26 protein-coding genes are annotated in these 25,480 nt (G+C 40.3%); 16 read left to right on the top strand and 10 right to left on the bottom strand.

Annotation, left to right across the window (positions count from 1 at the left end):
- Positions 1-97: 97 nt before the first annotated feature.
- The 13 genes from AACZ88_RS15220 to AACZ88_RS15160 all read left to right on the top strand — a co-directional run bounded on the left by AACZ88_RS15220 (position 98) and on the right by AACZ88_RS15160 (position 12,708).
- On the top strand, positions 98-1,726 hold the full coding sequence (locus AACZ88_RS15220; RefSeq protein WP_339711871.1) for an alkaline phosphatase D family protein: 1,629 nt from the start codon (positions 98-100) through the stop codon (positions 1,724-1,726).
- 232 nt (positions 1,727-1,958) lie between these two features.
- Entirely contained in the window at positions 1,959-2,588 is a 630-nt protein-coding gene (locus tag AACZ88_RS15215; RefSeq protein ID WP_339711869.1) for a GyrI-like domain-containing protein, read from the top strand.
- 146 nt (positions 2,589-2,734) lie between these two features.
- Positions 2,735-2,974 (top strand): thioredoxin family protein, encoded by a 240-nt coding sequence (locus AACZ88_RS15210; protein ID WP_339711867.1) that lies wholly within the window; start codon positions 2,735-2,737, stop codon positions 2,972-2,974.
- An 80-nt stretch (positions 2,975-3,054) separates the two neighbouring features.
- Positions 3,055-3,654: a MarR family winged helix-turn-helix transcriptional regulator gene (locus AACZ88_RS15205; protein ID WP_339711865.1), complete on the top strand. Its 600-nt coding sequence runs from the start codon at positions 3,055-3,057 to the stop codon at positions 3,652-3,654.
- 271 nt (positions 3,655-3,925) lie between these two features.
- Positions 3,926-5,902, top strand: a complete 1,977-nt coding sequence (locus tag AACZ88_RS15200; RefSeq protein WP_339711863.1) for a helix-turn-helix domain-containing protein — start codon at positions 3,926-3,928, stop codon at positions 5,900-5,902.
- 87 nt (positions 5,903-5,989) lie between these two features.
- Positions 5,990-6,865, top strand: coding sequence for a helix-turn-helix domain-containing protein (locus AACZ88_RS15195; protein ID WP_339711861.1), 876 nt, complete (start codon positions 5,990-5,992; stop codon positions 6,863-6,865).
- A gap of 348 nt (positions 6,866-7,213) precedes the next feature.
- On the top strand, positions 7,214-8,269 hold the full coding sequence (locus tag AACZ88_RS15190) for a class I SAM-dependent methyltransferase (protein ID WP_339711859.1): 1,056 nt from the start codon (positions 7,214-7,216) through the stop codon (positions 8,267-8,269).
- 71 nt (positions 8,270-8,340) lie between these two features.
- Positions 8,341-8,832: a nuclear transport factor 2 family protein gene (locus AACZ88_RS15185; protein ID WP_339711857.1), complete on the top strand. Its 492-nt coding sequence runs from the start codon at positions 8,341-8,343 to the stop codon at positions 8,830-8,832.
- 175 nt (positions 8,833-9,007) lie between these two features.
- Positions 9,008-9,871 carry a class I SAM-dependent methyltransferase gene (locus AACZ88_RS15180; RefSeq protein WP_339711855.1) on the top strand — a complete coding sequence of 288 codons (864 nt, stop codon included), beginning with the start codon at positions 9,008-9,010 and terminating at the stop codon, positions 9,869-9,871.
- 136 nt (positions 9,872-10,007) lie between these two features.
- Positions 10,008-10,376 carry a hypothetical protein gene (locus AACZ88_RS15175; RefSeq protein ID WP_339711853.1) on the top strand — a complete coding sequence of 123 codons (369 nt, stop codon included), beginning with the start codon at positions 10,008-10,010 and terminating at the stop codon, positions 10,374-10,376.
- A 49-nt stretch (positions 10,377-10,425) separates the two neighbouring features.
- Positions 10,426-11,205 carry a hypothetical protein gene (locus AACZ88_RS15170; RefSeq protein ID WP_339711852.1) on the top strand — a complete coding sequence of 260 codons (780 nt, stop codon included), beginning with the start codon at positions 10,426-10,428 and terminating at the stop codon, positions 11,203-11,205.
- A gap of 423 nt (positions 11,206-11,628) precedes the next feature.
- Complete coding sequence (locus tag AACZ88_RS15165; protein ID WP_339711851.1) at positions 11,629-12,144, top strand: GNAT family protein; 516 nt, start codon at positions 11,629-11,631, stop codon at positions 12,142-12,144.
- 30 nt (positions 12,145-12,174) lie between these two features.
- Complete coding sequence (locus tag AACZ88_RS15160; RefSeq protein WP_339711850.1) at positions 12,175-12,708, top strand: dihydrofolate reductase family protein; 534 nt, start codon at positions 12,175-12,177, stop codon at positions 12,706-12,708.
- A 28-nt stretch (positions 12,709-12,736) separates the two neighbouring features.
- Here the strand turns inward: AACZ88_RS15160 and gldC are convergent, their stop codons facing one another.
- The gene (gldC, locus tag AACZ88_RS15155; RefSeq protein WP_339711848.1) at positions 12,737-13,072 is read right to left on the bottom strand and encodes a gliding motility protein GldC; all 336 of its coding nucleotides are present in this window, start codon (positions 13,070-13,072) and stop codon (positions 12,737-12,739) included.
- On the bottom strand, positions 13,072-14,034 hold the full coding sequence (gene gldB / locus AACZ88_RS15150) for a gliding motility lipoprotein GldB (protein WP_339711846.1): 963 nt from the start codon (positions 14,032-14,034) through the stop codon (positions 13,072-13,074). Before gldB ends, gldC begins: the two co-directional genes overlap by 1 nt.
- 91 nt (positions 14,035-14,125) lie before the next feature.
- On the opposite strand from gldB, the gene nadE reads away from it, so the two are divergent.
- Together nadE and AACZ88_RS15140 are read left to right on the top strand one after the other, a co-directional pair.
- Positions 14,126-14,914, top strand: coding sequence for an NAD(+) synthase (gene nadE, locus AACZ88_RS15145; protein ID WP_339711844.1), 789 nt, complete (start codon positions 14,126-14,128; stop codon positions 14,912-14,914).
- A 171-nt stretch (positions 14,915-15,085) separates the two neighbouring features.
- On the top strand, positions 15,086-15,715 hold the full coding sequence (locus AACZ88_RS15140) for a response regulator transcription factor (RefSeq protein ID WP_339711843.1): 630 nt from the start codon (positions 15,086-15,088) through the stop codon (positions 15,713-15,715).
- A 60-nt stretch (positions 15,716-15,775) separates the two neighbouring features.
- On the opposite strand, the gene dnaG is transcribed toward AACZ88_RS15140, so the two are convergent.
- On the bottom strand, positions 15,776-17,758 hold the full coding sequence (gene dnaG / locus AACZ88_RS15135) for a DNA primase (protein ID WP_339711841.1): 1,983 nt from the start codon (positions 17,756-17,758) through the stop codon (positions 15,776-15,778).
- A 71-nt stretch (positions 17,759-17,829) separates the two neighbouring features.
- On the bottom strand, positions 17,830-19,098 hold the full coding sequence (locus AACZ88_RS15130) for a sorbosone dehydrogenase family protein (protein WP_339711840.1): 1,269 nt from the start codon (positions 19,096-19,098) through the stop codon (positions 17,830-17,832).
- Between the two features lie 149 nt (positions 19,099-19,247).
- On the opposite strand from AACZ88_RS15130, the gene AACZ88_RS15125 reads away from it, so the two are divergent.
- Complete coding sequence (locus tag AACZ88_RS15125; protein ID WP_339711838.1) at positions 19,248-19,493, top strand: zinc-ribbon domain-containing protein; 246 nt, start codon at positions 19,248-19,250, stop codon at positions 19,491-19,493.
- On the opposite strand, the gene AACZ88_RS15120 is transcribed toward AACZ88_RS15125, so the two are convergent.
- The 6 genes from AACZ88_RS15120 to queA form a co-directional block, all read right to left on the bottom strand.
- Positions 19,490-20,563 (bottom strand): hypothetical protein, encoded by a 1,074-nt coding sequence (locus AACZ88_RS15120; protein ID WP_339711837.1) that lies wholly within the window; start codon positions 20,561-20,563, stop codon positions 19,490-19,492. The two genes, AACZ88_RS15125 and AACZ88_RS15120, sit on opposite strands and share 4 nt — an antisense overlap.
- A 98-nt stretch (positions 20,564-20,661) precedes the next feature.
- The gene (locus AACZ88_RS15115) at positions 20,662-21,408 is read right to left on the bottom strand and encodes a hypothetical protein (protein ID WP_339711836.1); all 747 of its coding nucleotides are present in this window, start codon (positions 21,406-21,408) and stop codon (positions 20,662-20,664) included.
- Positions 21,395-21,958: an RNA polymerase sigma factor gene (locus AACZ88_RS15110; RefSeq protein ID WP_339711835.1), complete on the bottom strand. Its 564-nt coding sequence runs from the start codon at positions 21,956-21,958 to the stop codon at positions 21,395-21,397. Before AACZ88_RS15110 ends, AACZ88_RS15115 begins: the two co-directional genes overlap by 14 nt.
- A 99-nt stretch (positions 21,959-22,057) precedes the next feature.
- A complete protein-coding gene (locus AACZ88_RS15105) occupies positions 22,058-23,035 on the bottom strand; it encodes a polyprenyl synthetase family protein (RefSeq protein ID WP_339711834.1) in 978 nt (325 codons plus the stop codon).
- A 132-nt stretch (positions 23,036-23,167) separates the two neighbouring features.
- The gene (gene rlmN, locus AACZ88_RS15100) at positions 23,168-24,214 is read right to left on the bottom strand and encodes a 23S rRNA (adenine(2503)-C(2))-methyltransferase RlmN (protein ID WP_339711832.1); all 1,047 of its coding nucleotides are present in this window, start codon (positions 24,212-24,214) and stop codon (positions 23,168-23,170) included.
- A gap of 110 nt (positions 24,215-24,324) precedes the next feature.
- The gene (queA, locus tag AACZ88_RS15095) at positions 24,325-25,374 is read right to left on the bottom strand and encodes a tRNA preQ1(34) S-adenosylmethionine ribosyltransferase-isomerase QueA (RefSeq protein ID WP_339711831.1); all 1,050 of its coding nucleotides are present in this window, start codon (positions 25,372-25,374) and stop codon (positions 24,325-24,327) included.
- Between the last annotated feature and the right edge of the window lie 106 nt (positions 25,375-25,480).

The following is a 25,480-nucleotide window of genomic DNA, read 5'->3' as shown; positions in this document are numbered from 1 at the left end:
ACAACTGCAAAATAGTACTTTTAAAGTTTGTGTTTAGTCTGTAAACCAGACCTTCACTTACAGTTAATAATATTTACATTTTATTTATTTATCAAAAATGAAGAGAATAGTTGCGTTTCTATGGCTATGCCTAGTGTTTATCGGATGTGAAGAAAATAAAAAAGATAAGATTACGGAACGCGTACCGCCGGTAATCGCCCCCTTTACCAATCTTGACACATTGGCGGTCAACGATTGGTGGAATCGCAATGACAATCCAATCATCAATTTAAAAGTGAGCAGAGATAGCGTTGTCGCCTTCGGCATTTACACCGTATCAAACCAAACACTAAAATTAAGTGCGCAGTTATACCCACTCTACCCGGAAGAAACTCGCGAAGTGCGCTTGGAAATCGAAAAAAACGGTAACTGGGAAGAAGTACAACGACAAAATGTAAACGACCTGGGCTGGTCGGCCCTCTTTCGAATAAAAAATTGGGATGATACCCAAGATACGAAATACCGAATCTTGCATGGTGAAAAAGCGAGTTTCGAAGGGTTGATTAGAAAAAACCCGAAAGAAAAAGACCAAATCGTCTTGGCGGCACTCTCTTGCAACTCGAACCAAGATCGCGGACTTCGAGAGAATTACGTACGTAATATTAACTTTCAAGACCCCGACCTTATGTTCTTTGCAGGTGACCAGTCGTACGATCATACAGAACACACTGCAGCTTGGCTCAAATTCGGTCTACAATTTAAAGAGACCTTTAGAAACCGTCCTGCCATTTCAATTCCTGATGATCATGATATCGGTCAAGGCAACCTATGGGGCGAAAACGGTAAAAAATCGATAGAAAAGGGCTCCAACGATGGTGGCTACACCTATCACCCAGAATATGTTAAAATGGTCGAGCGCTGTCAAACGGCGAATTTGCCCGACCCTTTCGACCCTACACCGGTTGAACAGGGCATCGGTGTCTATTACACCAATCTTGAGCTAGGAGGAGTGGACTTTGCAATCCTTGAAGACCGAAAATTCAAATCTGGACCGAACGGAAAAATTCCGCAACAAGGGCCGCGCCCAGACCACATTCGCAATCCTGAATACGACCCCAATTCCATTGATTTACCAGGGCTAAAACTTCTAGGAGACCGCCAACTCACCTTTTTAGAAACTTGGGGCAGCACCAATACCGATGCACTTAAAGTTGTGCTCTCTCAAACCGGGTTTTGCGGTGGAGCACACATACATGGGCAAAAAGAAAATCGTCTGCATGCCGACCTCGACTCCAACGGTTGGCCTCAAACCGGGCGTAACAAGGCTTTGAAACTTATCAAAAAAGCCGGAGCCGTACATATTGCCGGCGACCAACATTTGGCCACAGTAATCAAACAAGGAATCGATACTTTCGGAGACGGACCCTGGTCGTTTATTGTACCGGCCATTGTTAATGATTATTACAGCCGTTGGTGGTGGCCAGAAGATGAAAAGGCGGGACCACATTCGAATAAGAATACGACCTTGCCCTGGACCGGGGATTATCTCGACGGTTTTAATAACAAAATTACCATGATGGCCTACGTGAATCCTGAAAGTCCGTCAAAAGGTGGAGGTTATGGATTGATTCGCTTTAACAAGAATGCAAAAGAAGCTACTTTCGAATGTTGGCCAAGAAATGCCGATGTAACCAAAGAAAATGCCGAGCAATTTGAGGGTTGGCCGATAACGGTAGCAGTGCAGTAAATTAAAAGATCCTAACTGAAACATGACACTATGCTCCTGTTGAAAAATGGGGCTTCAAAGAATACACTACTTTAATTCTTAAAGGCCATAAAAGCCTTTCGGTGTGAAATGCTATGTGCCGATTGGTGCAACTCATTTCATGAAAAGAAAAATTAAGGTTCATGCTGACACAAGGTTGTCAGCACTACCCCGTACCTTTAATCCTAAATATCATCATTAAAGGAACCTAGACATGAAACACGAATGGCGAAAGAAGGAAAAAAAACTATATCTGCCTAAAAACAAACCCGAACTTATCAATGTTCCGGAACAACAATTTTTGACTATTGAAGGCGAGGGCAACCCCAACAGTAAATTTTTTCCAGAATACATCGGTGTTTTGTATGCCTTGTCGTATGCCATTAAAATGACATTAAAGAAAGGGAACAAGGTTGCAGATTATATGGACTATACAGTCTACCCCCTTGAAGGTATTTGGGACATTACCGAAGAAGCCAAGAAACGATATCAAGGAACCATCGACAAAAATGACCTGGTCTTTAAATTAATGATCCGACAACCTGATTTTGTAAATGAATCCTTTGTCGAAGAAATGATGGTCTTGACAAAGAAAAAGAAACCTCACAACCTACTGGAGAAAATCAAGTTTGAAAAAATAACCGATGGCAATTGTATTCAAATGCTGCATCTGGGAAGCTACGACAATGAAGCTGATAGTTTTAAAGTCATGGAAGCTTTTGCAGCAAAGGAATCCCTTTGCAGACCATCAAAAATACATCGTGAAATTTACCTCTCGGATTTTCGTAAAGTAGCGCCCGAAAAACTAAAGACAGTTTTAAGGTTCAAGGTTTCCAATAGATAATCCCACCCCATGATTTTGCCTGATAAATTAAAAAATATACCTCTATATTTTATATAGTTAGTTAAACTAACTATATTTGTTTAGGCAATAGTGCCATAATCCATCTGATTCTCGTCAAGACGAGAATAGAAATAAATTAGACAATTATGAAAAAAGCAACATTCTATCATGCAGGTTGCCCTGTATGTGTAAACGCCGAACAAGAATTATTAAATTTAGTGGACACCTCAAAAGTAAACGTTGAAATCGTTCATTTAGGTGAACAGTCCGATCGTATTTCCAACGCAGAAAATGCCGGAGTTAAATCTGTCCCCGCATTGGTATTGGACAATGGCAGTGTCTTGCATATCAACCACGGAGCGACCATGGAGCAAGTTAAAGGCTAATTACACCCTGCCCTTAATTACAATCTATTTTTTACCCCAAATAGTTAGGTAAACTAATCGTTTGGGGTTAATTTTGAATTATGGACACCTTTGACCCTGGTTACCAAAGTAAGAGCATAGAAGGCAAGATCGTAGTCGCCCTCGAACGCATTTCAGAAGCTTTCAGGGTACTCCTTTGGCAAGAAGGCAAGGAGAATGCCCTTACCCCTCTGCAATTGCAACTTTTGCTGTTCTTAAAATTTCATTCCCCTGAACAATGCAAGGTGAACTATTTAGCCCGTGAGTTCAATGTCAACAAGGCCACCATCAGTGAGACGGTACGCCTCTTGACCAAAAAACAGCTCATTTTTAAGGAAACGGATGCTTCCGATACCCGAAGCTATTCCATTTATCTCACCGAAAAAGGAAGAGAAATCGTATCTAAGACCAGTTCGTTTGCCGGCGCCATAGAAAAACCGATCCATACCTTTTCCAAAGAACAAAAAGAAATAATGTTCCAAAGCTTATTGGAGCTTATCGAGAAATTGAACAAGGCAGGTATTATTACGGTGCAGCGGATGTGTTTTTCCTGCAGGTTTTACCAAGAGGGCCCTGACAGTGATCACTGCGGTTTGCTTAAAAAGCCGCTTTATTCCAAAGACATACGCATTGATTGCCCAGAGCATGAGGTGGGTACGTAGAAACCCACAATTTCTCTTGCCATGCTGGCTTTCTCCTATAAAGCAACAAAAAACTTCTTTTCATTTCTACCGCGAACCTACTTGGCAGGGTCAATTTTCGCACATACTTCTCGAAGGACTTCACAAATTTACATTGATACATTTCTAATTATCGATGAATTAAAATTTGGTAATGGCATTTGATTTTTGTGGCACTCAACTGTCTTTTGCCGAACTATAAAATTAATTTTCTTACCTTGAACTGTCCCCAATAATACAATTCTACACGGTTATGAGTACGGGCAGCAATTTATCTATAAGATTTAAGGAAAAATCCTCTCAAGATATGTTGGTCGAAAAGCTAAAGGATGAAATCGAGGCTAATCTGAACAATGAACAATTCGGGATCGACAGTCTTGCCCAATCGATGGGAATGAGCCGATCGAGCCTTCATCGGAAACTACACAAACACCTTGGCATTTCTACAAGCCAATTTATAAGGGAATACCGATTAAAAAGAGCTTTGGATATTCTTAAGCGAGAGGAGGTAACGGCATCCGAAACGGCCTATCGGGTGGGCTTCAGTAGCCCCACCTATTTCAATACTTGTTTCCATAAATTTTATGGCTTTACTCCAGGGGAAGTCAAATTGAGAAATAACGTGGAAATCGAAGGGCTTATACAAGGTGCAAGTGCTGCGACCGAAAAAACGGGAACAAAAAAAAGAACGCTTTGGATTGCCTTGGTTATTATAGCAATGATATCTGTAGCCGCATATTTGTACAGCACAACTTTTAAGGAAAATGAACAGATAGGCCAGATCCAACCCACTGAAGGCGAGAAGTCGATTGCCGTAATGCCCCTTAAAAACTTGACGGGAAATCCTGATTTGGATTATATCTCTGATGGTATGACGGATGCCATTATTTCAAGGCTTGCCAAAATCAGTTCACTAGAAAAGGTAATTCCATTCATGTCTATACTAAACTATAAGGAAACCGATAATACGACTAAAGAAATTGCAACTGAATTAGGGGTAGCAAGAATGTTGCAGGGCAATCTTCAAATTTCAGGCAACCAAATCAAAATAAACCTACAACTGATCGATGGCCACTCGAACGACCATCTCTGGTCGGAAGAGTACATCAAAGAATGGAAAAGCGACGAGATTTTCAAGATACAGGCCGATGTGGTCGAGGGTATCGCCAATAATATGAATGTGGCCATTTCGGATAACGAATTTGACGCCATACAAAAAGTGCCCACCGCGAACAAACATGCCTATACCCTTTATCTACAAGCAGAATTTCAAAGAAACAAGGCCAGCAAAACGGCCTATGCACACGCAATTCCCTTGTATGAAAAAGCCATTGCACAAGATTCCAATTTTGTGGAAGCCTATGTTGGTTTGGCTAGTATTTGGAGTTTTGGCGGATTGGTTTGGGGCATCCATGACGAACAAGAAGCCTGGGAAAAAGCCAAAAAACTATTGAAAAAGGCCTTAACAATCGATAGCACCAACCTAGGTATTGAAGAAGAATTATATACGGGCTATTTTTATTATGACTGGAATTTTGAATTGGTGGAGCCTTACTACCAAAGAATATCAAAGCAATCTTATGTCGATAAAACACCTGCAATCAAAGCAGACTATCCCATCAAAACGGGAAGATATAAAGAGGCCATAGCGGCATTGGACACACAAATTTCGGCTGACCCTACCGTAGGAATTTATTTTCTGTTTAAGGCAGAGGCTCTCATGTTACTTGGTAAAACAGACGAAATAAAAGACTTGTTGGAAAGCGTGGATCCCTTGTATAGCGATAACTGGTTCTATTTGAGAGAATCCGTAAAATTGTATTACTATCTAGCAGAGTATCAAAAATCAAGACAACAACTGAATAGAATATTGACCAGATTCCCCGATTATCCTCCCATTTTAGTTTGGTTTAATGCGATATACGCCAAGATGGATGGAAATCATGATGAAGCCGCAGATCATTTGGCCGAACTACACCAAAGGTATGTAAAGGGCACTTCGGGCAGTCCAGCTTGGTTCATCGCACTTTACTATTCTCATATAAAAGATTACGAAAAAGCTTTTGAGTGGCTACAAAAGTCGTACGACAGACACGAAGTAGAAATGACTTGGCTACGGGAAGAACCTCTTTTGACCCCGATAAGAAACGATGCCAGATACAAAGAACTGTATGATAAGGTAGGGTTTTCGGATATTGGATTACCGCCGAAAAGTTCCAATTCGAATTAAAAGCGTATCTTAAATAAACGAATGGCATTGAATCCTTGGATTTGCCTTCAATCGAAGTTGAATAACGGTTTCAAATAGTTAGGTTATATGAACCCTCGAGACGAAAAAACCATAGTGTCTTCCACACCTGATTTAGATTTCCATTTTGGATTGTTTAAAGTAAGGGACTACCGGATACCTTACGGCCTTGTTGGTATGCATATTTTTGGTACGCACAAAAGTATTTTTCCGCGTAGCGGGGATCTCGTTCTGAATCTTTATATGGGAAACAGTTTTAAGAACAGGATTGTCAATTACGACAACACATGGGCTACCACGAACAAACTCTATATTTCCGGTCTATTTTCAGAGGGTGCCCTTGAATTGGAACAGAGGGGTAAATGTTTGGGATACGCCATAAAGATCCATCCGGTTATTGGCTATTATATTCTCCACATACCTATGTGCGAAATCGTAGATAAACAAGTCCGAATCAGCGATGTCCTTGAATCGAAAGGCCACCTGTTGATGAATGTCGAAACATCAGAAAAGATCGATTCCCTGAATAGTAAAAGTCTTAGGCAATTTTTTACGTCAATTCTTCCCGAAAAGTCTGAATATATCAAAGATCCTATCTATCACGCCGTAAATTTTATAAAGAATAGAAATGGATGTGTTGGAATCCGTGAACTGTCTTCCCGGTTTTGCATGAGTGAACGTACATTGAACCGAAATTTTCTTCTCAAGGTAGGACTTTCGGCACAGGCCTATTCGAAAATTTGGCAGATTGAACATGCCGTACGCTTGATACAAAGATACCCTCAGGCAAGTCTCAATGAAATTGCGTTCAAAGCCGGATATTATGATACCGCACATCTCTCCAGGGCCTTTCGCGAAAAGGCCAATCTACCTCCCTCCTCTTTCAGGAAAGATACCAACGTACTTACCGAAAATTATTTATTGACCGAACGATTTTCCATATAATGGCTGATTTATACAGTAATTGGCTTTTTCAAAACTTTTATATTTAGATCGGTCATCCAACACTGGAACACCTTCAAGGACTTGAGTATACCTGAGAGGTACGGAGTGATTCAACATGATTGAAAGCCTCTGCACCATAATTTCAATAGTTGGACCAAGACTTAACAAGGATGCAACATGCTTGTTATGTGATACTTGTAGTTTGTTTCCATCTTTACCAAAATCAATTTTGACCATGTAGGTCAAAGATAACAGGATAATATGATTTGACTATAACCCTCCGAATTCTAAAACGCTTTAGTTCCCAGGTATAGCAACGATTAATTATCCATTTAAAAATTACAAATTATGGAACTAAACGAAGAAAAATTAAATGAACTATTAGGAAAAGTAGTAACGGAAATGGGCGCTGCGGCCAACGGCCCTTTAGTCATGTTGGGTGACAAACTCGGGCTTTACAAGTGCCTGGCGCAATCGGGGCCGATGAATTCTACCGAATTGGCCGATGAAACCGATACTTCCGAAAGATACGTGCGCGAATGGCTGTCCGCGCAAGCGGCTTCAGGCTATGTGAGCTATGATGCGAATGGCAAAAGCTTTTCTATGACCCCGGAACAGGCGGCAGTTTTCGGCAACCCTGAGAGTCCGGTATTTATGACCGGGGCCTTTTATGCCATTACATCGGTCTACCACGATGCGCCCAAAATGGAAACAGCCTTTCAAACCGGCGAAGGTGTTGCTTGGGGCGACCACAACACCTGTCTGTTCTGCGGTACCGAAAAGTTTTTTAGTCCGTCGTATGAAGCTAATTTGATTTCCTCCTGGATTCCTTCGCTAGAGGGTGTCGAGGCCAAATTGAAAAGCGGTGCCAAAGTGGCCGATATCGGTTGCGGACATGCAACTTCCACCATTATCATGGCAAAGGCCTATCCCAACTCTACCTTTATCGGGTACGATTACCATGACAAATCCATTGAACACGCTAGGCAAAAAGCGAAAGAGGAAGGCATAAATAATGTTTCCTTTGAAGTATCGACCGCCAAAACATTCCCCGGGGAAAACTATGACTTTATCGCCTTCTTTGACTGCCTACACGATATGGGCGATCCCATCGGTGCCTGTGGGCATGTAAAGCAAGCCTTAAAACCCGACGGTACCTGTATGATTGTAGAACCTTTTGCGCATGATGCCCTAGAAGAAAACCTTAATCCTGTCGGGAGGGCGTTTTATGCCTTTTCAACAACCCTTTGCACGCCCTGTTCCTTAAATCAAGAAGTAGGGTTGGCTTTGGGAGCACAAGCAGGAGAGAAACGTTTGCGGGATGTTGCGACTGCAGGTGGGTTTTCCCGATTTCGCAGAGCTACGGAAACGCCTTTTAATTTGATTTTGGAAGCAAAAATTTAAAGTTTGGATTACGGTCAGCTACCGATTAAATATCAAGACTAAAATTTAAACAATTCATTAAATACGTGAAAATGAAAAATACACGAAGTATCGTAATAATCCTTTTGTTAACCGCAGTATTCGCAAAGGGTCAGGGTGATTCAGCATTAAACCAAGAATATCCCGATGCTAAAAAGGAAGTCAAAAAAGTTTTGGATGAAATTGAAAAAAGCATCCGAAAGAATAAAATCGATAAATTAATTTCCTTCCATGCGTATGGCCCAAAATTTACCGAGTTCGAACTGGGAGGAAAAAGACAAGGTTCAAAGGAGAACGAGGAATTTGAACGCAACTTTCTAGGCGCTATAACCGAAGTAGAAAAATGGGATTGGAATAATCTGAGCATCAATGTTTACGGCGGCGATGTGGCAAACGCTACCTTCCATTCCAATTTTAAATTCAAAATTGGGGAAGAAGCGTATCACTTTAAAATGCAGGGCACCCTACTTTTTATCAAAACCGATAAAGGTTGGAAAATTACCCATGAGCATATGGCGCCTCTAAACGAAGAAGTGAAAGAATAACCAATGTAAGGAGGCTTTTGACCAAACATCTCTTAGGCTGATTTCGTTGGCCTTAGCCAAAATCTCTTTCTTTGAATTTGAGATTTGCATATTTTGAATAGGTAACAAAACGATTCCTCCTATAAAAAATTCGACACAAAAGTAGTAAGCTATTAACCAATTAAATAAAAAAATTATGGAAAAAGTTTTCGAGCCTAAACATTATAAAACAACTACGAGAGAGCAATGGCAAACCGCAGCAGAAGCGTGGCACCGTTGGCATCCTACCTTAAAAAGTTGGCTTGGTCCCGCAACCGACCTAATGCTTGATATGGCGCAGGTAAAAGAAGGCCAGCGGGTTTTGGATATCGCTGCCGGTGCAGGTGAGCAATCCATAACCGCTGCCAAGAGGGTTGGGCCTAACGGATATGTGTTAGCAACTGATTTGGCTCCGAAAATACTTGAATTTGCCTTAGAACTTGCACAGGACCATGGGTTGGGTAACATAGAAACCAAAGAAATGGATGGTGAAAATTTAACCCTACCCGATAATTCTTTCGATACCGTTATTTCACGAGTAGGGCTGATCTTTTTTCCCGACCAGCAAAAAGCGCTAAAAGAAATGCTACGTGTCCTTAAACCAGGTGGCTTTGTGGCGGCGATCGTCTATTCTACCGTAGATAAGAACAAGTTTTTTTCCACTCCGGTTTCTATCATTAGAAGACGTGCCCAACTTCCTCCTCCCTTAGCAGGCCAACCCGGACCTTTTAGTCTTGGAAACAAAGGTGTATTGGATAACGCATTTAAGCAAGCAGGATTTATTAACGTGGAATCTAAATTTGTAGATGCCCCAGTGTTGATGGAGACGGCAAAAGATTGTGTGCGCTTTGAGTATGAATCGTTTGCAGCATTACACCAGATGTTAGGAGGATTATCGGCTGAAGAAAAAGCAGCTGCTTGGCAAGAGATCGAGGATGAACTGTCAAAATTTGAAACCGATAATGGGTTTTCCGGACCTTGTGAATTGGTCGTCGGAATAGGACAAAAACCGTTCAACTAATGAGTTACTTATAACACTATTATCAGTGAATACAGACGATGGGAAAATGGTTCATGAACACCATATACCTTTGATTAAGGGTGAAAACCGATGGTCGTGAAGACTTCCCTTAAAAACAATTTAAAATTCAAATAGTATGAAAATCGACAAAAAAGACATTCCAGTTACCATGGAAGCTCCCGGTACTATAATGCGTGCGTTGCCCAACTATGGTGGTATGACCGTATGCTTTAACGAATTGCCAAAAGGAACCGATTTCACTCCTTTATTACAGGGGTTAAACAATGATAGCTGTCATTGCCCCCATTGGGGTTATATTACCGAAGGAAAGATATTGGTCAAATATGACGACGGAAAAGAAGAGACCGTAAGTGCCGGGGAAGTTTTCTATTGGCCTGCCGGACATACGGCCATAGTAGAAGAAGATGTAAAACTAATCGATTTTAGTCCATCAAAAGAATTCGACGAAGTGATTACCCATGTTGGTAAAAAAATGGCCAACTAGAAGAGTAATAGTGAATATACTACGAAGGAATAAATAACAACCGAAGAAAATGAGCAATCGTACCATACGTTTTATACGATTGTATCCAATTATGCTTTGGCTATGCTGTTCGCTCGTGACACATGGCCAAGCAGATAGTGCTGTGAAAGTGCCAGTAGAGGACGGTAACGGTTTCAAATTTTCTGGCAATATTGGTTTGAATACCAACGGTATTTCACGGGTACCAGCCTTTTCGTTGGGTAAGCCCGCAATCATGGGTTTCTTTTCGCTGCGGAAGAACAGGTTCAGTTTTGATCCCGAGGTTGCCTATTCCACTGAAGGTAACCCATGGTTTATGAATAGTTGTTTTCGGTATCGAATCTACGCCAAAAAGAACTTTGATGTAATGGTGTCGGCAAATTGGAGCATTTCGCATCGTTATACAGAAGTCATTGAGAATGGTCTAAAGACCATCGCGAAAGCGGAGCGCTATGTGGTCTTTGAGTTTGTACCAACGTATAAGCTTTCAGAAAAATTCAGTCTAGGATCGGCCGTTTTCGTAGGCCGAGGTATTGATAAAGGTTCGTTGAAACAAATGCACTTTATATCATTGGTTGGAAACATTACAAAACTACGTCTATCAGAAAAACTGTATTACAGCTTTTTTCCACAAATTTTTTACTTGAATTTAGATGGTGATACGGATAGCCTTTTTGTTTCCGGCGTTGCCGGAATTGGCCATAAAAGATTTCCGTTTTTTTTATCATCCCAAATCAACCAACCTGTGGTTACTGCTATTTCGCCGAATCCCGGATTTTCGTGGAATATTGGGGTGACCTATACTTTTTAAATCGAATGGGTTATCGAATTTACGAAAAGTAGTATATTGTAAATCAGACAGAGCCCCCCTCATTATAATACAATTCGTTAAATCCGCTAAAATGAAAACATTTTGGCCTGCTATTATTATCCATTGTATAATTACAAAGTTTATGGGCACAAGATGTAGAAGTAAATAACGTAATGGAGCGATATGTCAAAAAGCTACGATGGTATGAATTTTTCACTTCCTTACTTGAGTACTAATGAATGTACAAATTAATAATGCACGGAGATAGAGATTCGTTTTCCTATTGACATACCCGTAGATTTTAATAAAGTGATTCTAACACATACCCTTGGATTGTGCCCAATGATGAACTTATTCCGGTCGCAATATATAATCGAAATTCAATTTGTTCCGAGGTACTCTTTAAAATTATAGAAGAATTTTATGCAGGAAAATGGAAAAATAACGCTTAGGGGGTTAGAACCCGCCGACAAAAACCAATTGACCCAACTCGCCAACAACAAAAAGATTTGGGAAAATGTCAGTGACCGTTTCCCCTACCCGTATACCGAAGAACATGCGGAAGCGTTTATTAAACTGCAAAGTAAAGACGAAACAGAAAAGGTATTCGCTATTGAATACGAAAGAGAATTTTGCGGCTGTGTCGGCTTAAAATTTCAAAAGGACGTGTATCACAAATCTGCGGAGGTCGGCTATTGGATCGGTGAACCTTTTTGGGACAGAAGCATTGCCACAAGGGCGGTTGAATTGCTTGTTCGCTATGCATTTGAAGAGTTAAAACTAAACCGGGTCTTTGCAAGTGCCTTTGAATACAATGTGGGTTCAATGCGAGTTTTAGAAAAGAACGGGTTTCAAAAAGAGGGGATTGCCCAAAAAGCGGTTTTCAAGAATAATAACTTTTGGGACGAGCACAGATACGCTCTGGTAAAAAAGGAATAAAACCAATATGTTAGTCATAAAAGTAACCTCATGAAAAAAATAATCTACTATGTAGCAACCTCCATCGATGGCTTTATCGCCGGACGGAATGAAGACATTAGCGGCTTTGTTACTGCTGGAGATGGCGTAAATACATATCTTGAAGATTTGAAAGACTTTAAAACCGTAATCATGGGCCGCAAAACCTATGAATTCGGCTATCAGTATGGCTTAAAGCCAGGCCAACCCGCCTACCCGCATATGCAGCATTATATCTTTTCCAAAGCATTGAAATTCGAAAACCAAAGCGACCAACTTACCCTTTGCAATTTGGACCTCAACATCATAAAAGCATTGAAAGAAACCTCAGAAACCGATATTTACCTCTGTGGTGGAGGCCAGTTTGCAGGTTGGTTGTTGAATAATAAGCTCATCGATGAACTAAAACTAAAAGTGAACCCTCTTATTTTAGGTGATGGAACTCCCCTATTCGGTACTTTCAAAAATACTATTCCGCTTAAACTGACCGAAAGTAAAGCCTATAGCGATGGGTTATCGATAAACACTTACGACATTTTATATTAAGCGGGAGGTTACCAACTCCAAAAAAACTTTATTTCTTTAGTTCTAACTTCTCTGCAAAATAGTCACAGAAATCTTTCATGGTAGCCGTCATTTTTTCGTCTTGGGTTGCTTTCATAAAAGTATCGGAGAGCGAAACAAGTGTTTGATGAAAAAAAATTTTCATTTCATCGACCGGCATATCTTTTGTCCATAAATCGATTTTTAACGATTCTTGATTCTCGCTATCCCAGACCGAGAGTAGCATGGCTTTGGCCCTTTCATTGTCGATGCCACCATCTTGTGCCGACCAAGTCAATTCTTCAGGTACTCGATTCTCGTCTAATTCTACCTTTAATGTTATTTCTGATGTATGGAACTTTGCCATTATTTTTTTGGTTTGTAGTTACTTTTTTTGAAAATTTCAGCTGCTGAAAGGTTTAAAAGCTGTGGTAATTCTATTTCATTTTTTTCCATGAACGACCTCACAATTTGCCATCCTACATAACGACCGATACGCCCTGGGGATTCATTGTCGAGTTCAAGTCCGAATTTTGAAAAAGGTGCTGGATCCAAAAATCGGGGGCCCAATTTTGCATTCGTGCTGTATAAATGTTCTTGTTCAATGAAATTACGCCAGACAGGCTCTTCATTAGCCTGGGCCCAAGCCAGTTCATCTTCTGAATATACTATCTTTTGAGCATCGGAGGCTAGAGGCATTAGTTTATCTTTCAAATACAATTCTTTACCATAATATATCATCTGCGCCAAAAAAGTACGATCACGAGGTCTCGGAACGACCTGTTTGGCAAACGCATTGGCCACATCACTAATCAAATATGCTTTATCAAATCCTTTGGCGATATACCGCTGACGCCCCTCATAAAACCGATGTTCGGGTCCCAAATAATTATCCAACCCTATCAACAAAAGACTGTCGGTCATTATAATACGGTTTTGATAATCAACATCACTGGTTACCGTTATCACTCTAGGGACTTTATATTGAGGAAAATAGTATTTTATATGTTTGAATAGAAGTTCGAGGTCGTTAGCTTCAGTTTGGAAATCTGAGAACACTTGATCGACCTCCTCCAACAATTCAATTTGAAGTGTGTCTTGTAATTTTGCAACCCATACACTATCGGTATACCTTGCCGGAAAAAGATAAGGGAAGGCTTTTTTTAAAACGGGAATATCTAAAGGTTCAGACTTTGCAAACTCTCGGTCGAACCGAGCAATTTCTAAATCAATCTCGATTCTTTCAATTTCTTCAGACACTTTTTCCTTGTCATTACATGCCCAAAAGAGGCTAGAAACCAATAAAATCATAAAAATTCGCTTTCCCATATAAAGTAATTTCCCGTTTGCTTTCCTTTTAAGCGCGTGCTTTTTATTTTTAGGGGCAAAGTTAATTGATTTCCATTTAATACGATATCCCATGCAGACCGAAAAAGTAATAGACCATATTGTGAACTGGTTAAAAGATTATGCTAGCAATGCTGGCCTAAAGGGATTTACTATTGGTATCTCAGGAGGTATCGATTCAGCGGTTACATCAACCCTATGTGCCAAGACAGGCCTAGAATTACTCTGTCTCGAAATGCCCATACATCAGGCGACCAATCAGGTCGATCGCGCTTCAAATCATATTGACTGGTTACAACAAAATTTCGACAACGTAAAAAGGCAGCAGGTAAACCTTACCCCAATTTTTGACAGTTTTATTGCTGAACTGCCAAAAGTAGACAGCGAAGAGTCTCGATTTTTGACGCTTGCCAATGCCCGGGCACGGCTGCGCATGACCACATTATACTATTTTGCCGCCCTTGAAGGCTACTTGGTAGCCGGAACCGGCAATAAAGTAGAGGATTTTGGTGTAGGGTTTTACACCAAATACGGTGATGGAGGTGTTGACCTTAGTCCGATTGCCGATCTTCTAAAAACGGAAGTGTACGAAATCGCCCGCTTTTTGGGCATTAATTCAGAAGTGATAGAAGCCGCCCCCACAGATGGACTTTGGGGCGATGATAGAACAGACGAAGACCAGATAGGTGCTTCATACCCCGAGTTGGAGTGGGCCATGAAAATGAGCGATGAAGGGAAGTCCGTTTCCGATTTTATCGGTCGCGAAAAAGAAGTATTCGACATATATAAGAAGCTTAATTCTGCCAACCGCCATAAGATGGTTCCGATTCCGGTTTGTGAAATCCCTGAAATGTTAAAATAAACCACTCAACTAAGAATCAAGTAGATAAAACGAATAAATTATCAATAATCTTGATTTTTAATAAAAAAAAGCCATTTTTGTCTACGAAATTAGATATTTAAACCTTACATTACGTGTGAGTATTTTTACACTACTCATGATTGGTATTCTTATCTTGCTAAACTTATCAAAATGATTAAAGTATTAATTGCGGACAACCATCCGATTATACGAATGGGGGTGAGACAAGTATTAAACTCTGCTTCAGGTTTCGAGGTTGTCGATGATGTTGCAACAACTTCCGAACTTTTAGAAAGACTGGAAGAGGTTACACCAGATGTTGTTTTATTGGAAATGGACATTCCAGAAATTAACGGTATCGCCACCTTAAGAAAAATTAAAAAAGATTTTCCTGAGGTCAAAGTCTTGATGTATAGTGGACAATCTGAGGACGTCTATGCACTTAGTACCATCAGGGCAGGTGCTTTTGGTTATCTATCAAAAGCCTCCGATATTGATTACATCATCTCGGCCATTCGAAAGGTAAACGAAGGTAGTATGTTTATTACCAATGAGTTAGCTCAGCGTTTAGCTTTTGATGAAGGCACACAAAAACCTCGTAGATTCTTTAGAAAACTTTCTACCCGAGAAGTTGAAGTGCTAAAATTATTAGCCAGTGGTAAACGAAATAAAGATGTAGCCATAGGGTTGAATCTTAATGAAAAAACGGTCAGTACCTATAAGGCGCGTTTGATGAAAAAATTGAATGTTGACAATATGGTTGATCTGTTGCAACAGGCTAAGGCACTAGAGTTATACTAAATATCTTCCCAAAAAAATGAAGACCCAACGTCAAAAGCGTTGGGTTTTTTATTTATACCATTAGAGTACCCGGTTCAATTTCTTATTTAGAAGTTTATTAAGTTGCAGGTAATTCATAATTTCTTCCAAAGTTTCCCGGTTATCCGCTACGCTTTCCCTTGTTTCATTTTGTAAAGCGAACATCCGTTTTTTAATTAAAAAACAACGCAACGTCAATATAGTTTCGCTCACCAATTGGGCTACTCCCTTTTTTTTATCCTTTGGATAAATATCCTTTCGCTCCCAATTATGGAGGGTATATTTTTCTTCTTCCATCATTATCGATGAAATTTCAGCGACGAGGTCTTGATCTAATTCCGATAAAAAAGTGCTAATTGAAAACTCTTCCTTTTCATTCAATTCTTCAATCAACTTATAGTAGATATTTCTAAATCGAACGTTCGTCAGCTCTATTTCATCTTCTTGCAAGTCTAGGTAAATTTTTTCATAAACCTTAGATTCTAAAGATTCGGGTTCGAGAATAAGGTCGCCTTCTTCGTTTTCCTTTAAGACCAAATCTTCGAATTCTTCCAACTCATTGCCGTATAATAGCAACATTTCAATAATTTTTCTTTCAAGCTCATACTGAACGTCTACTTTTTCGACACGCTCTTCATTCTTCACCACGGCAAAAGTATTCTCCTTCTGCGCCTGACGTTCTCTTTTCGAAGTATCGGTGCGTTCCTTTTTACTGATCTGTGCCAAGGTGGTGAACAACACCCCTTCAGAAACATTCATTATTTGAGCACACTCTTGAATATAAATCTCCTTTTTAATGGCATCGGGGACCTTGGCAATACTATTGACGATATCGCGTACCGTTTCCGCCCTTTTTATAGGGTCGTTTGCCGCTTCTTTCGCCAAAAGGTTCGCTTTGAACTGAATAAAATCCTTGCTGTTTTCTTCTAAATAGGTTTTAACTTCTTCGAGTTCGTATTTTTTGGCATAACTATCAGGATCCTCACCTTCAGGAAACGAACAAACCTTAACGTTCATGCCCTGCTCCAAAATCAAATCGATTCCGCGTAAAGAAGCACGAAGTCCGGCAGCATCACCATCGAAAAGCACCGTAATATTTTTAGTAAGCCTATTGATGAGTCGAATCTGCTCTGGTGTAAGTGCGGTGCCACTAGAGGCCACGACATTTTCGATACCTCTTTGATAGAATTGGATGACATCGGTATACCCTTCGACCAAATAGCAATTATCTTCTTTTGCAATAGCTTGCTTGGCAAAATAAATTCCATAGAGCACTTTGCTCTTGTGGTAAATATCGCTTTCGGGTGAATTCAAGTATTTGGCCGCCTTTTTATCGTTCTTCAAAATACGTCCACCGAAACCTAAAACCCTACCGCTCATGGAATGAATAGGAAACATCACCCTCGCTTTGAAACGGTCAAATTTCTTTGGATTATTCGGGTTATTGCTATCTTCCTTGACAATGGTAAGTCCTGTTTTTTCCAAGTAGTTTAATTGATAACCTTTATCTAGGGCGGCCAAGGTAAAGCCATCCCATTGGTCTAGGCAATACCCCAATCCGAATTTCTTGATAGTTTCATCGGTAAACCCCCGTTCTTTGAAATAGCTTAGCCCGATTGCCTTTCCCAATTCGCTGTTCCATAACATCTCGGAAAAGTGTTTTTGGGCGAACTCGGAGACCAAGTACATACTCTCACGCTCGTTTGCCTCTTCCTTTTGCTCATCGGTTCGCTCGGTTTCCTCAATCTCAATGCTGTACTTTTTTGCTAGATATTTTATGGCTTCAGGATAGGTAAAATGCTCATGTTCCATTAAAAAAGCCACCACATTGCCCCCTTTTCCACTACTAAAATCTTTCCAAATTTGCTTGACCGGCGATACCATAAAGCTTGGGGTACGCTCATCGGTAAAGGGACTCAACCCTTTAAAATTGGTCCCTGATTTTTTCAACTGAACAAAATCGCCGATGACCTCCTCTAAACGGGAAGTTTCATATACTTTATCAATGGTAGATTTTGAAATCAAAGTGTCTCGTAAAAAAGAAAATAGTGTCTAAAGATAAGACACTATTTCGCATTCTAAAATCAAATATAGTTTTATTCGGCAGCCACACGCCATATAGTGCCACTATCGTCATCATTGACCAAGAGCGATCCATCAGTTGCAACTACAACACATACTGGGCGACCATATACTTCACCCGCTTCTTCATCGGCAATGAAACCGGTCAAGAAATCTTCCGGGGTTTGGGGTTCACCATTTTCGAAGGGAACAAAGGCAACTTTGTACCCCGAAAAAATTGCGCGATTCCAAGAACCATGCTGGCCTACGAACGCCCCGTTCCTATATTTGGAAGGAAACTGCTCAGCCGTGTAAAACGTAAGGCCTAATGATGCGGTGTGGCTTCCTACCGGAACATCGGGTACAATTGCTTTAGCTACCAAATCTTGGTGCGGGTCGTCTTTCCATCGCGGATCATTTACTTGACCGTAATAGCTATACGGCCAGCCATACCAACCATTTTTTTTTACACTGGTAATATAATCGGGCACTAGGTCATTACCTAATTTATCTCGTTCATTTACCGCAGTCCAAAGTTCACCCGTAACAGGATTCCAGTCCATGCCTACCGGATTCCGTAATCCATCGGCATAAATAATCTCTCCGCTGCCATCAGGGTTAACTTCTAAAATATTGGCTCTTCGCTCTTCTATTTCCATTCCTTGCTCGCCGACGTTGCTGGCAGACCCTACCGATATGTATATCTTACTACCCTCTTCATTGGTAATGATATTACGTGTCCAATGGTTATTGTATCCGCTAGCGGAAAGTTCAACAATTTTATCGCCCTCCCCTTCAAGCTTATTTTGTCCCTCATTATAGGGGTAACGATAAAGGCCATCTGTATTCGCCACATAGAAGAATCCGTCCAAAACCAACATCCCAAAGTTTTGATTCAAGCCTTCAGCAAAAATATGGCGCTCGTCAACCTCTCCATCATTATTTGTATCCCGAAATAGGGTAATCTGATCCGCACTTTTCTCGGTGTCCGACTCTGCAACAAATATATCGTTGTTGGGCGCAATGTACGTCCACCTCGGGTGTTTAAGTTCGTCTGCAAACTTTGTAACCGTAAAACCAGCAGGTGCTACAGGTGTTTTGTCGCCCCAACCGATCACTTCACTTTCTTTGGTTACCGATTCCGATGAAAATGGTGCAACCAACTCAACCGAACCAATAGCCGTCTGTACTGTACTGGGCTCACTATCGGCTATATCTTCCTTGGCCTCTTCTGAGATTTTAACTTCATCTTTACAGCCTATAAAGACTGCCGCACTTAGTATAAATAAAAGTCTCTTTTTCATTGCTTTAGTTTTAAAGTAAGATAAAACTTAAACCCATACCACTCAAGCGACAGCTGCCGTTTAGGATTATTTTAACTAAACAGTCTAGCATATTTTTAGCGGCTTGTATAACTTTATACAAACTAGCCGCTGCACAAATAACAGCAAACATGATCCTCTTCTTTGGAACCCGCCCTGGAAAAACAGAAAACAAAGAACTTGATTCGATAAGTTGTCCTTTTTGCGAACAAACTGGAACACTTACCGTTTCTGAAACTTCTAATTGGTTTCATCTCTTTTGGATTCGAATCTTTAAAATCTCCAATGAAATTATTGCAGAATGCTCGCACTGCAAAAAGGTGTATTACAAAGAAGAATTCAATGATGCCATGCTACGCGCAACGGATGAAAACTAATTCAAATCAAACCGTATACCCAAAGACACATTATGTTGTTCGACCGTAGCATTCTTAAAAATCGGATTTAAATCATATTTTGCATATAGTAGAACACTATCAAAGCCTATATAACCACTTAGCCCGTAAACGAAATTACTAGTGTTATAACTTCTTTTCAATTTATCTTTTACCTCATCTCCTTCCAATTCATATTTCAGTTTTTGTCTTGTCGATAAATTTACCCCCCCATATCCTCCTATACCAAAACGGAATTTATCATGAATGGAATATCGTATCTGTTCATCGGTCTTCGTGAATTTAGAAGGCCCGAATTCAAAATGTACCGGAACCACAAGATTGTCCATTCTAAGTTTTGACTTTTTAAGCTCTAGATTGAACTCTTGTAATTCGGTCTGGCCGTTATTAACTACGAAGTATTGGTTATCAATAGGTTTCAAGCCATTCAACTGAAATGAAAGGCCATAATGCAAACGTAAAAAATTGGTGTTCTCGAAAACCCGCGTACGCCAGGCCCAACCGATTTCGAAAAAACGACTTCCGCCAATTTTATAGGGTGAATCTTCCAATGATTGTTCGTCGATAATTGCATTGTTCAGGCCAAAAGCGATTATTGGCTCCCCGTAGGTTCTCTTGTCATAAACGGGTTTCTTTTGGTTTCCCGAATTGTATTTTATTCCAAAGAGTACATCGCCTTCATTATCGTCACCCCCGAATGCAATTTCGATACTGCTAGTCTCCGTATTGAGGTCTACTGCCCCTTTACGCTTCAATAATTCGATGGTATTCTGTAAAATCGCTACCTTGTTCTCAATATTTTTAGCGTGCTTTTCTGCTGCTTCCTTTTTTCGTTCTTGTGCCTTTTCTTGTGAAATCTCGCCTTTACGAAGGCTTTCATTTATTATTTCAACTTCCTTTCTCAAGGCCTCACGTTCTACTTGGGCAACCGCTGCTTTTTTCATTTCCAGTTCTTCTACCTTGTACTTCAGGGTTTCATCATCTTGTGCCAACAGATTTTGGGTAAGCAATGAAATTAATAGTAGTACTAAATACAATGTAATCGTTTTCATATGATTTTGATTTATTACCCCCGTGTATCGCCGCACCACCTCGTTAGTACCAAAGAGGCGAAGCGATATTCAGGAGTTTGATTAATGATTGATGAATTCTATTTGTTACGATCGGCCACAGCAGTTCTTACCTTAAGGAGGCCATTTTTGAGGGCATCGAAAATTTCATCCCGAAAAGATTTATCCAATTCATTTTCCACATCGGCCAAAAGCGCCATTGGATCAACTGAGCTATCTTTTCTGAAAATTTTGTTTTCTAGTATTTCTTGTTGGGCCTCGAGCAGCAAGGCATCGATTTCTTCATCGGTCACTACCCCATTCTTTTTTTCCAGTGTACCGACTTGAGCAGCAATCTCGGCTATTTTTGAATCGATCAATCCGTTCGAAGCTCTAGGAACTATTACTACCTTTTCCTGCGGAATACTCGGCTTAGCCACCACGGCAATCGCCTTTTTTACAGCGCTCTCGATTTCAGGAAGTGCAACAACCCGATTTGTGTTCTTCGGTTCTATTATTTTTTCAATGTTGGTATTTTCGATTGTTATTTTTTTCCCTAAAACAACTTTAGGCACTTGTTGTTTTTCCTGCAGCGCAGGACCCTCTCGATTTTCCTCTACTACAGTTTGAGGTATATCTATCATCTTTTCCCCATTAAAATACCAAGCAGAAACTAACAGAAGGCCAATCGCACTTGCTGCAATACCGTACCAATAGTAACTTTTTGACCTAGGTTTTTCAGAAACCTCCAGTTTCCCCGAAATACTATTCCAAGCATTCGCAGAAGGACGGATCTCTCGCTCTTGCAGACTTTTTTTAATATGGTTTTCAAATTTACTCGGTGCCATAACCTACTATATTTTGTTGCTTTAATCGTTCTTGTAGCCATTTACGGGCTTTATAAAGTTGCGATTTAGAAGTACTTTCAGAAATATTCAATATTTCTGCAATGTCTTGGTGTTTATACCCTTCTACAGCATACATTACGAATACCGCTCGATACCCCTCGGGCAAAGCATCGATCAAACGCTGTATATACTCGGCATCAAATTCAGAGGTAGTGTTTGTAATCTGCAAAGTTGCCCGTTCAAAAAGACTGTCATCATACACCACGAACTGCCGCTTACGTAAATGGGAAATACATTCCCTGACCATAATTCTGCGTAACCAGCCTTCGAAGCTGCCTTCATTTCGAAAAGTGTCCAACTTTTTAAAAGCCTTTACAAAGCCATTGACCATAGCATCCTCGGCAAACTGCAGGTCTGTAATATACCTTCTACAAACCCCCAACATTTTCGGTGCATACTTCTCATACAAACGCTGTTGCGCATCTCGGTTGCCCGATGCTGATTTTTTGACCAGCTGTTTTTCGTTTTTGTAGAATGGAATAATTTTCAAGCCTTTTGATATTACCTTCTATAAAGATAGACGCATCGTTCTATGAAAAGGTTGCCTGAACGGGTTATTTTTTTAATGAAAATGTGTGAAATACTTACCTTACTTCTTTCGATCGACAACATAGTTGACCATCAATTCAAGTGAATTTTTATAGTCTGATTCGGGGTAGGCACTTAAGAGGAACAATGCCTCTTCCTTAAAAGCCAACATTTTTGTAACGGCATATTCCAACCCTCCCCTTTCCTTTACAAAGGCTATGACCTCCTTTACTCTTTTTTTATTCTTATTATGATTTTTCACCGAATTGATGAGCCATTTTTTCTCTTCGGCACTACAATTATTGAGTACGTAGATTAATGGTAAAGTCATTTTTTGCTCCTTAATATCAATGCCTGTCGGTTTGCCAATTTTATATCCTCCATAATCGAAAAGGTCGTCTTTTATTTGAAAGGCCATTCCACAAAATTCCCCGAATTTTCGAAAAGTCTCTACATGTTCAGAATCGGGTCGCACCGAACAGGCGCCAAGGCTACAACAAGCTGCAATCAATGTAGCGGTCTTTTGACGGATGATATCGTAATAGACCGATTCAGTAATATCTAATCGTCGGGCCTTTTCAATTTGCAGAAGCTCCCCTTCGCTCATTTCCCGTACGGCAACGGAAATAATACGTAAGAGGTCAAAATCAGAATTATCAATCGACAACAACAGCCCTTTTGACAAAAGGTAATCCCCTACAAGAACTGCGATTTTATTTTTCCATAGGGCATTTATTGAGAAAAACCCCCTTCGTTTATAACTTTCATCGACCACATCGTCGTGAACCAAAGTAGCCGTATGAATCAATTCGATCACCGCTGCACCCCGATACGTGCGCTCGTTGACCACACCGTCATTCAACAATTTGGCGGCCAAAAATACAAACATTGGCCGCATTTGCTTTCCCTTTCGGTTTACAATATAATAGGTGATTCTATTTAGTAAAGCAACCTTCGAAGACATGGAATCACGAAACTTTGCTTCAAAAAGTTCCATTTCCTTTTCAATGGGTTCCTTTATTTGGGATACAATTTTCAAGAAGTACGTTTTACAGCTTAGGCCTATCAAATTTGAAGCGCTAAAAATAAGTAAAATGGGGCAGTAATCAACTCTCAACATGCAGTATTCCCCACCCAACATTTTATTCCCGTCAGGAAATTATACACTTACTTACTGTTTGTTGGCCAACTGCCCACAGGCCGCATCGATATCTTTACCGCGCGAGCGTCGAACGGTCACTACAATACCCTTTTTTTCCAAACTGGCAACATAGCGCTCAATAGCCTTATTAGATGCCTGTCTGAACTCACCATCGTCTATTGGGTTATATTCGATCAAATTTACCTTTGACGGCGCAAATCGGCAAAAATCGACCAGGGCATCAACATCTTTTTGACTATCGTTAATTCCTTCCCAGACTACATATTCGTACGTAATGCGACTGTTCGTCTTGGTATACCAATAGACAAGGGCCTCGCGCAGGTCAGCTAACGTGAATGTTGCATTAAACGGCATAATCGATGTACGGATTTCATCAATTGCAGAATGTAAGGAAACCGCCAATTTGAACTTTACCCCATCATTAGCCATTTTTTTAATCATCTTTGGCACTCCCGAAGTAGAAACCGTAATGCGTTTAGGTGACATACCCAGACCTTCCGGGGAAGTAATCTTTTCAATGGCCTTTAGCACATTATTGTAGTTCATCAATGGTTCGCCCATACCCATAAAAACAATATTGCTCAGAGGCCTATCAAAATACAATCGACTTTCGTTGTCAATGGCTACAACTTGATCATAGATCTCATCAGGATTCAAGTTACGCATTCGTTTCAATCGTGATGTGGCGCAGAACTTACAATCTAGACTACAACCTACCTGACTTGAAACACAAGCTGTAGTTCTACTACTGGTAGGGATCAAAACCGATTCTACGACCAAATCATCATGTAGACGAACGGCATTTTTTATGGTGCCATCGTTACTACGCTGCATTTGATCTACTTTAATATGGTTGATTACAAAATTGGCTTCAAGCATATCACGGGTTTCTTTCGAAAGATTGGTCATAACCTCGAAAGAGTGGGCCGATTTGTTCCAGAGCCATTCGTAGACTTGGTTTCCTCGAAATGCTTTATTTCCTTGAGAAACAAAAAATGTTCTCAATTGTTCCTTTGTCAGTGCCCGTATGTCTTTTTTCTTTAGCTGCTCAGCCATTGTATTAAAGATAAAAAATCAAAAAATCCCGCTTAAAATTAAAATTGTTTAAGCAGGATTTTAATATAGTCATTTCAGGGCTCCCAACGAAACCGTAGACTCCTTGAATATTATATAATCAACATGGCGTCACCATAGGAATAAAAGCGATAACCCTCTAAAATGGCCTCTTTGTACGCTTTTTTCATCAAGTCATGTCCCATAAATGCCGATACCATCATCAACAACGTTGATTTAGGCAAATGAAAATTAGTTACCATGCAATTGGCGATACTAAAATCATAAGGAGGAAAAATAAATTTATTCGTCCACCCATCAAAAGTATTCAATGTATGGCCTGATGAAACAGCGCTTTCCAACCCTCTCATGGCTGTCGTACCCACTGCACAAACCTTCTTTTTGTTTGCTTTTGCGTTATTCACAACTTCGGTAGCTCTTTCATCAATGATCAATTCCTCACTATCCATCTTATGCTTTGAAAGGTCTTCTACCTCTACCGGGTTAAAGGTACCTAGCCCAACATGTAGTGTAACTTCAGCAAAATCGACACCTTTTATTTCTAGACGTTTCAACAAATGTTTTGAAAAGTGCAATCCGGCAGTCGGTGCCGCTACGGCACCTTCGTGTTTGGCATAAATTGTTTGATACCGCTCTTCATCTTCCGGTTCTACACCGCGCTTGATGTATTTTGGCAATGGGGTCTGGCCTAAATCCCGAAGTTTCCTTCTAAAATCTATATATGAACCATCATATAAAAACCGAAGTGTACGCCCCCTAGAAGTGGTATTGTCGATAACTTCCGCTACCAAGGTCTCATCATCACCAAAATAGAGTTTGTTACCGATTCGTATTTTTCGTGCAGGATCAACAAGAACATCCCAAAGACGCTGTTCTTCGTTTAATTCACGCAACAAAAAAACTTCGATACGTGCACCGGTTTTTTCTTTATTTCCATAAAGTCTTGCCGGAAACACCTTGGTATTGTTCAGCACCATAACGTCTCCCTCATCAAAATAATTGATCAGGTCTTTGAACATTTTGTGTTCTATTTTTCCCGTCTCTCTATGGACAACCATTAATTTGGACTCATCCCTGTTTTCAGCCGGGTATTCAGCCAATAGATTGTCGGGCAGTTCAAAACTAAAGTGCGATAATTTCATATGTTATTATTATTGTTTTGAATGAAAAACATGAATTCCACAGATAAAACCTCGATTTGCTAAGGAATTCTGAAATTCTATGTCATGCAATGCATTTCGGTTCGCA

The organism is uncultured Kriegella sp. (genome assembly GCF_963975415.1).
In the GTDB taxonomy this organism is placed as follows: Bacteria; Bacteroidota; Bacteroidia; order Flavobacteriales; family Flavobacteriaceae; genus Kriegella.
The sequence above is the reverse complement of the archived record's forward strand: the minus strand, read 5'-3'. Positions and strand labels throughout refer to the sequence as shown.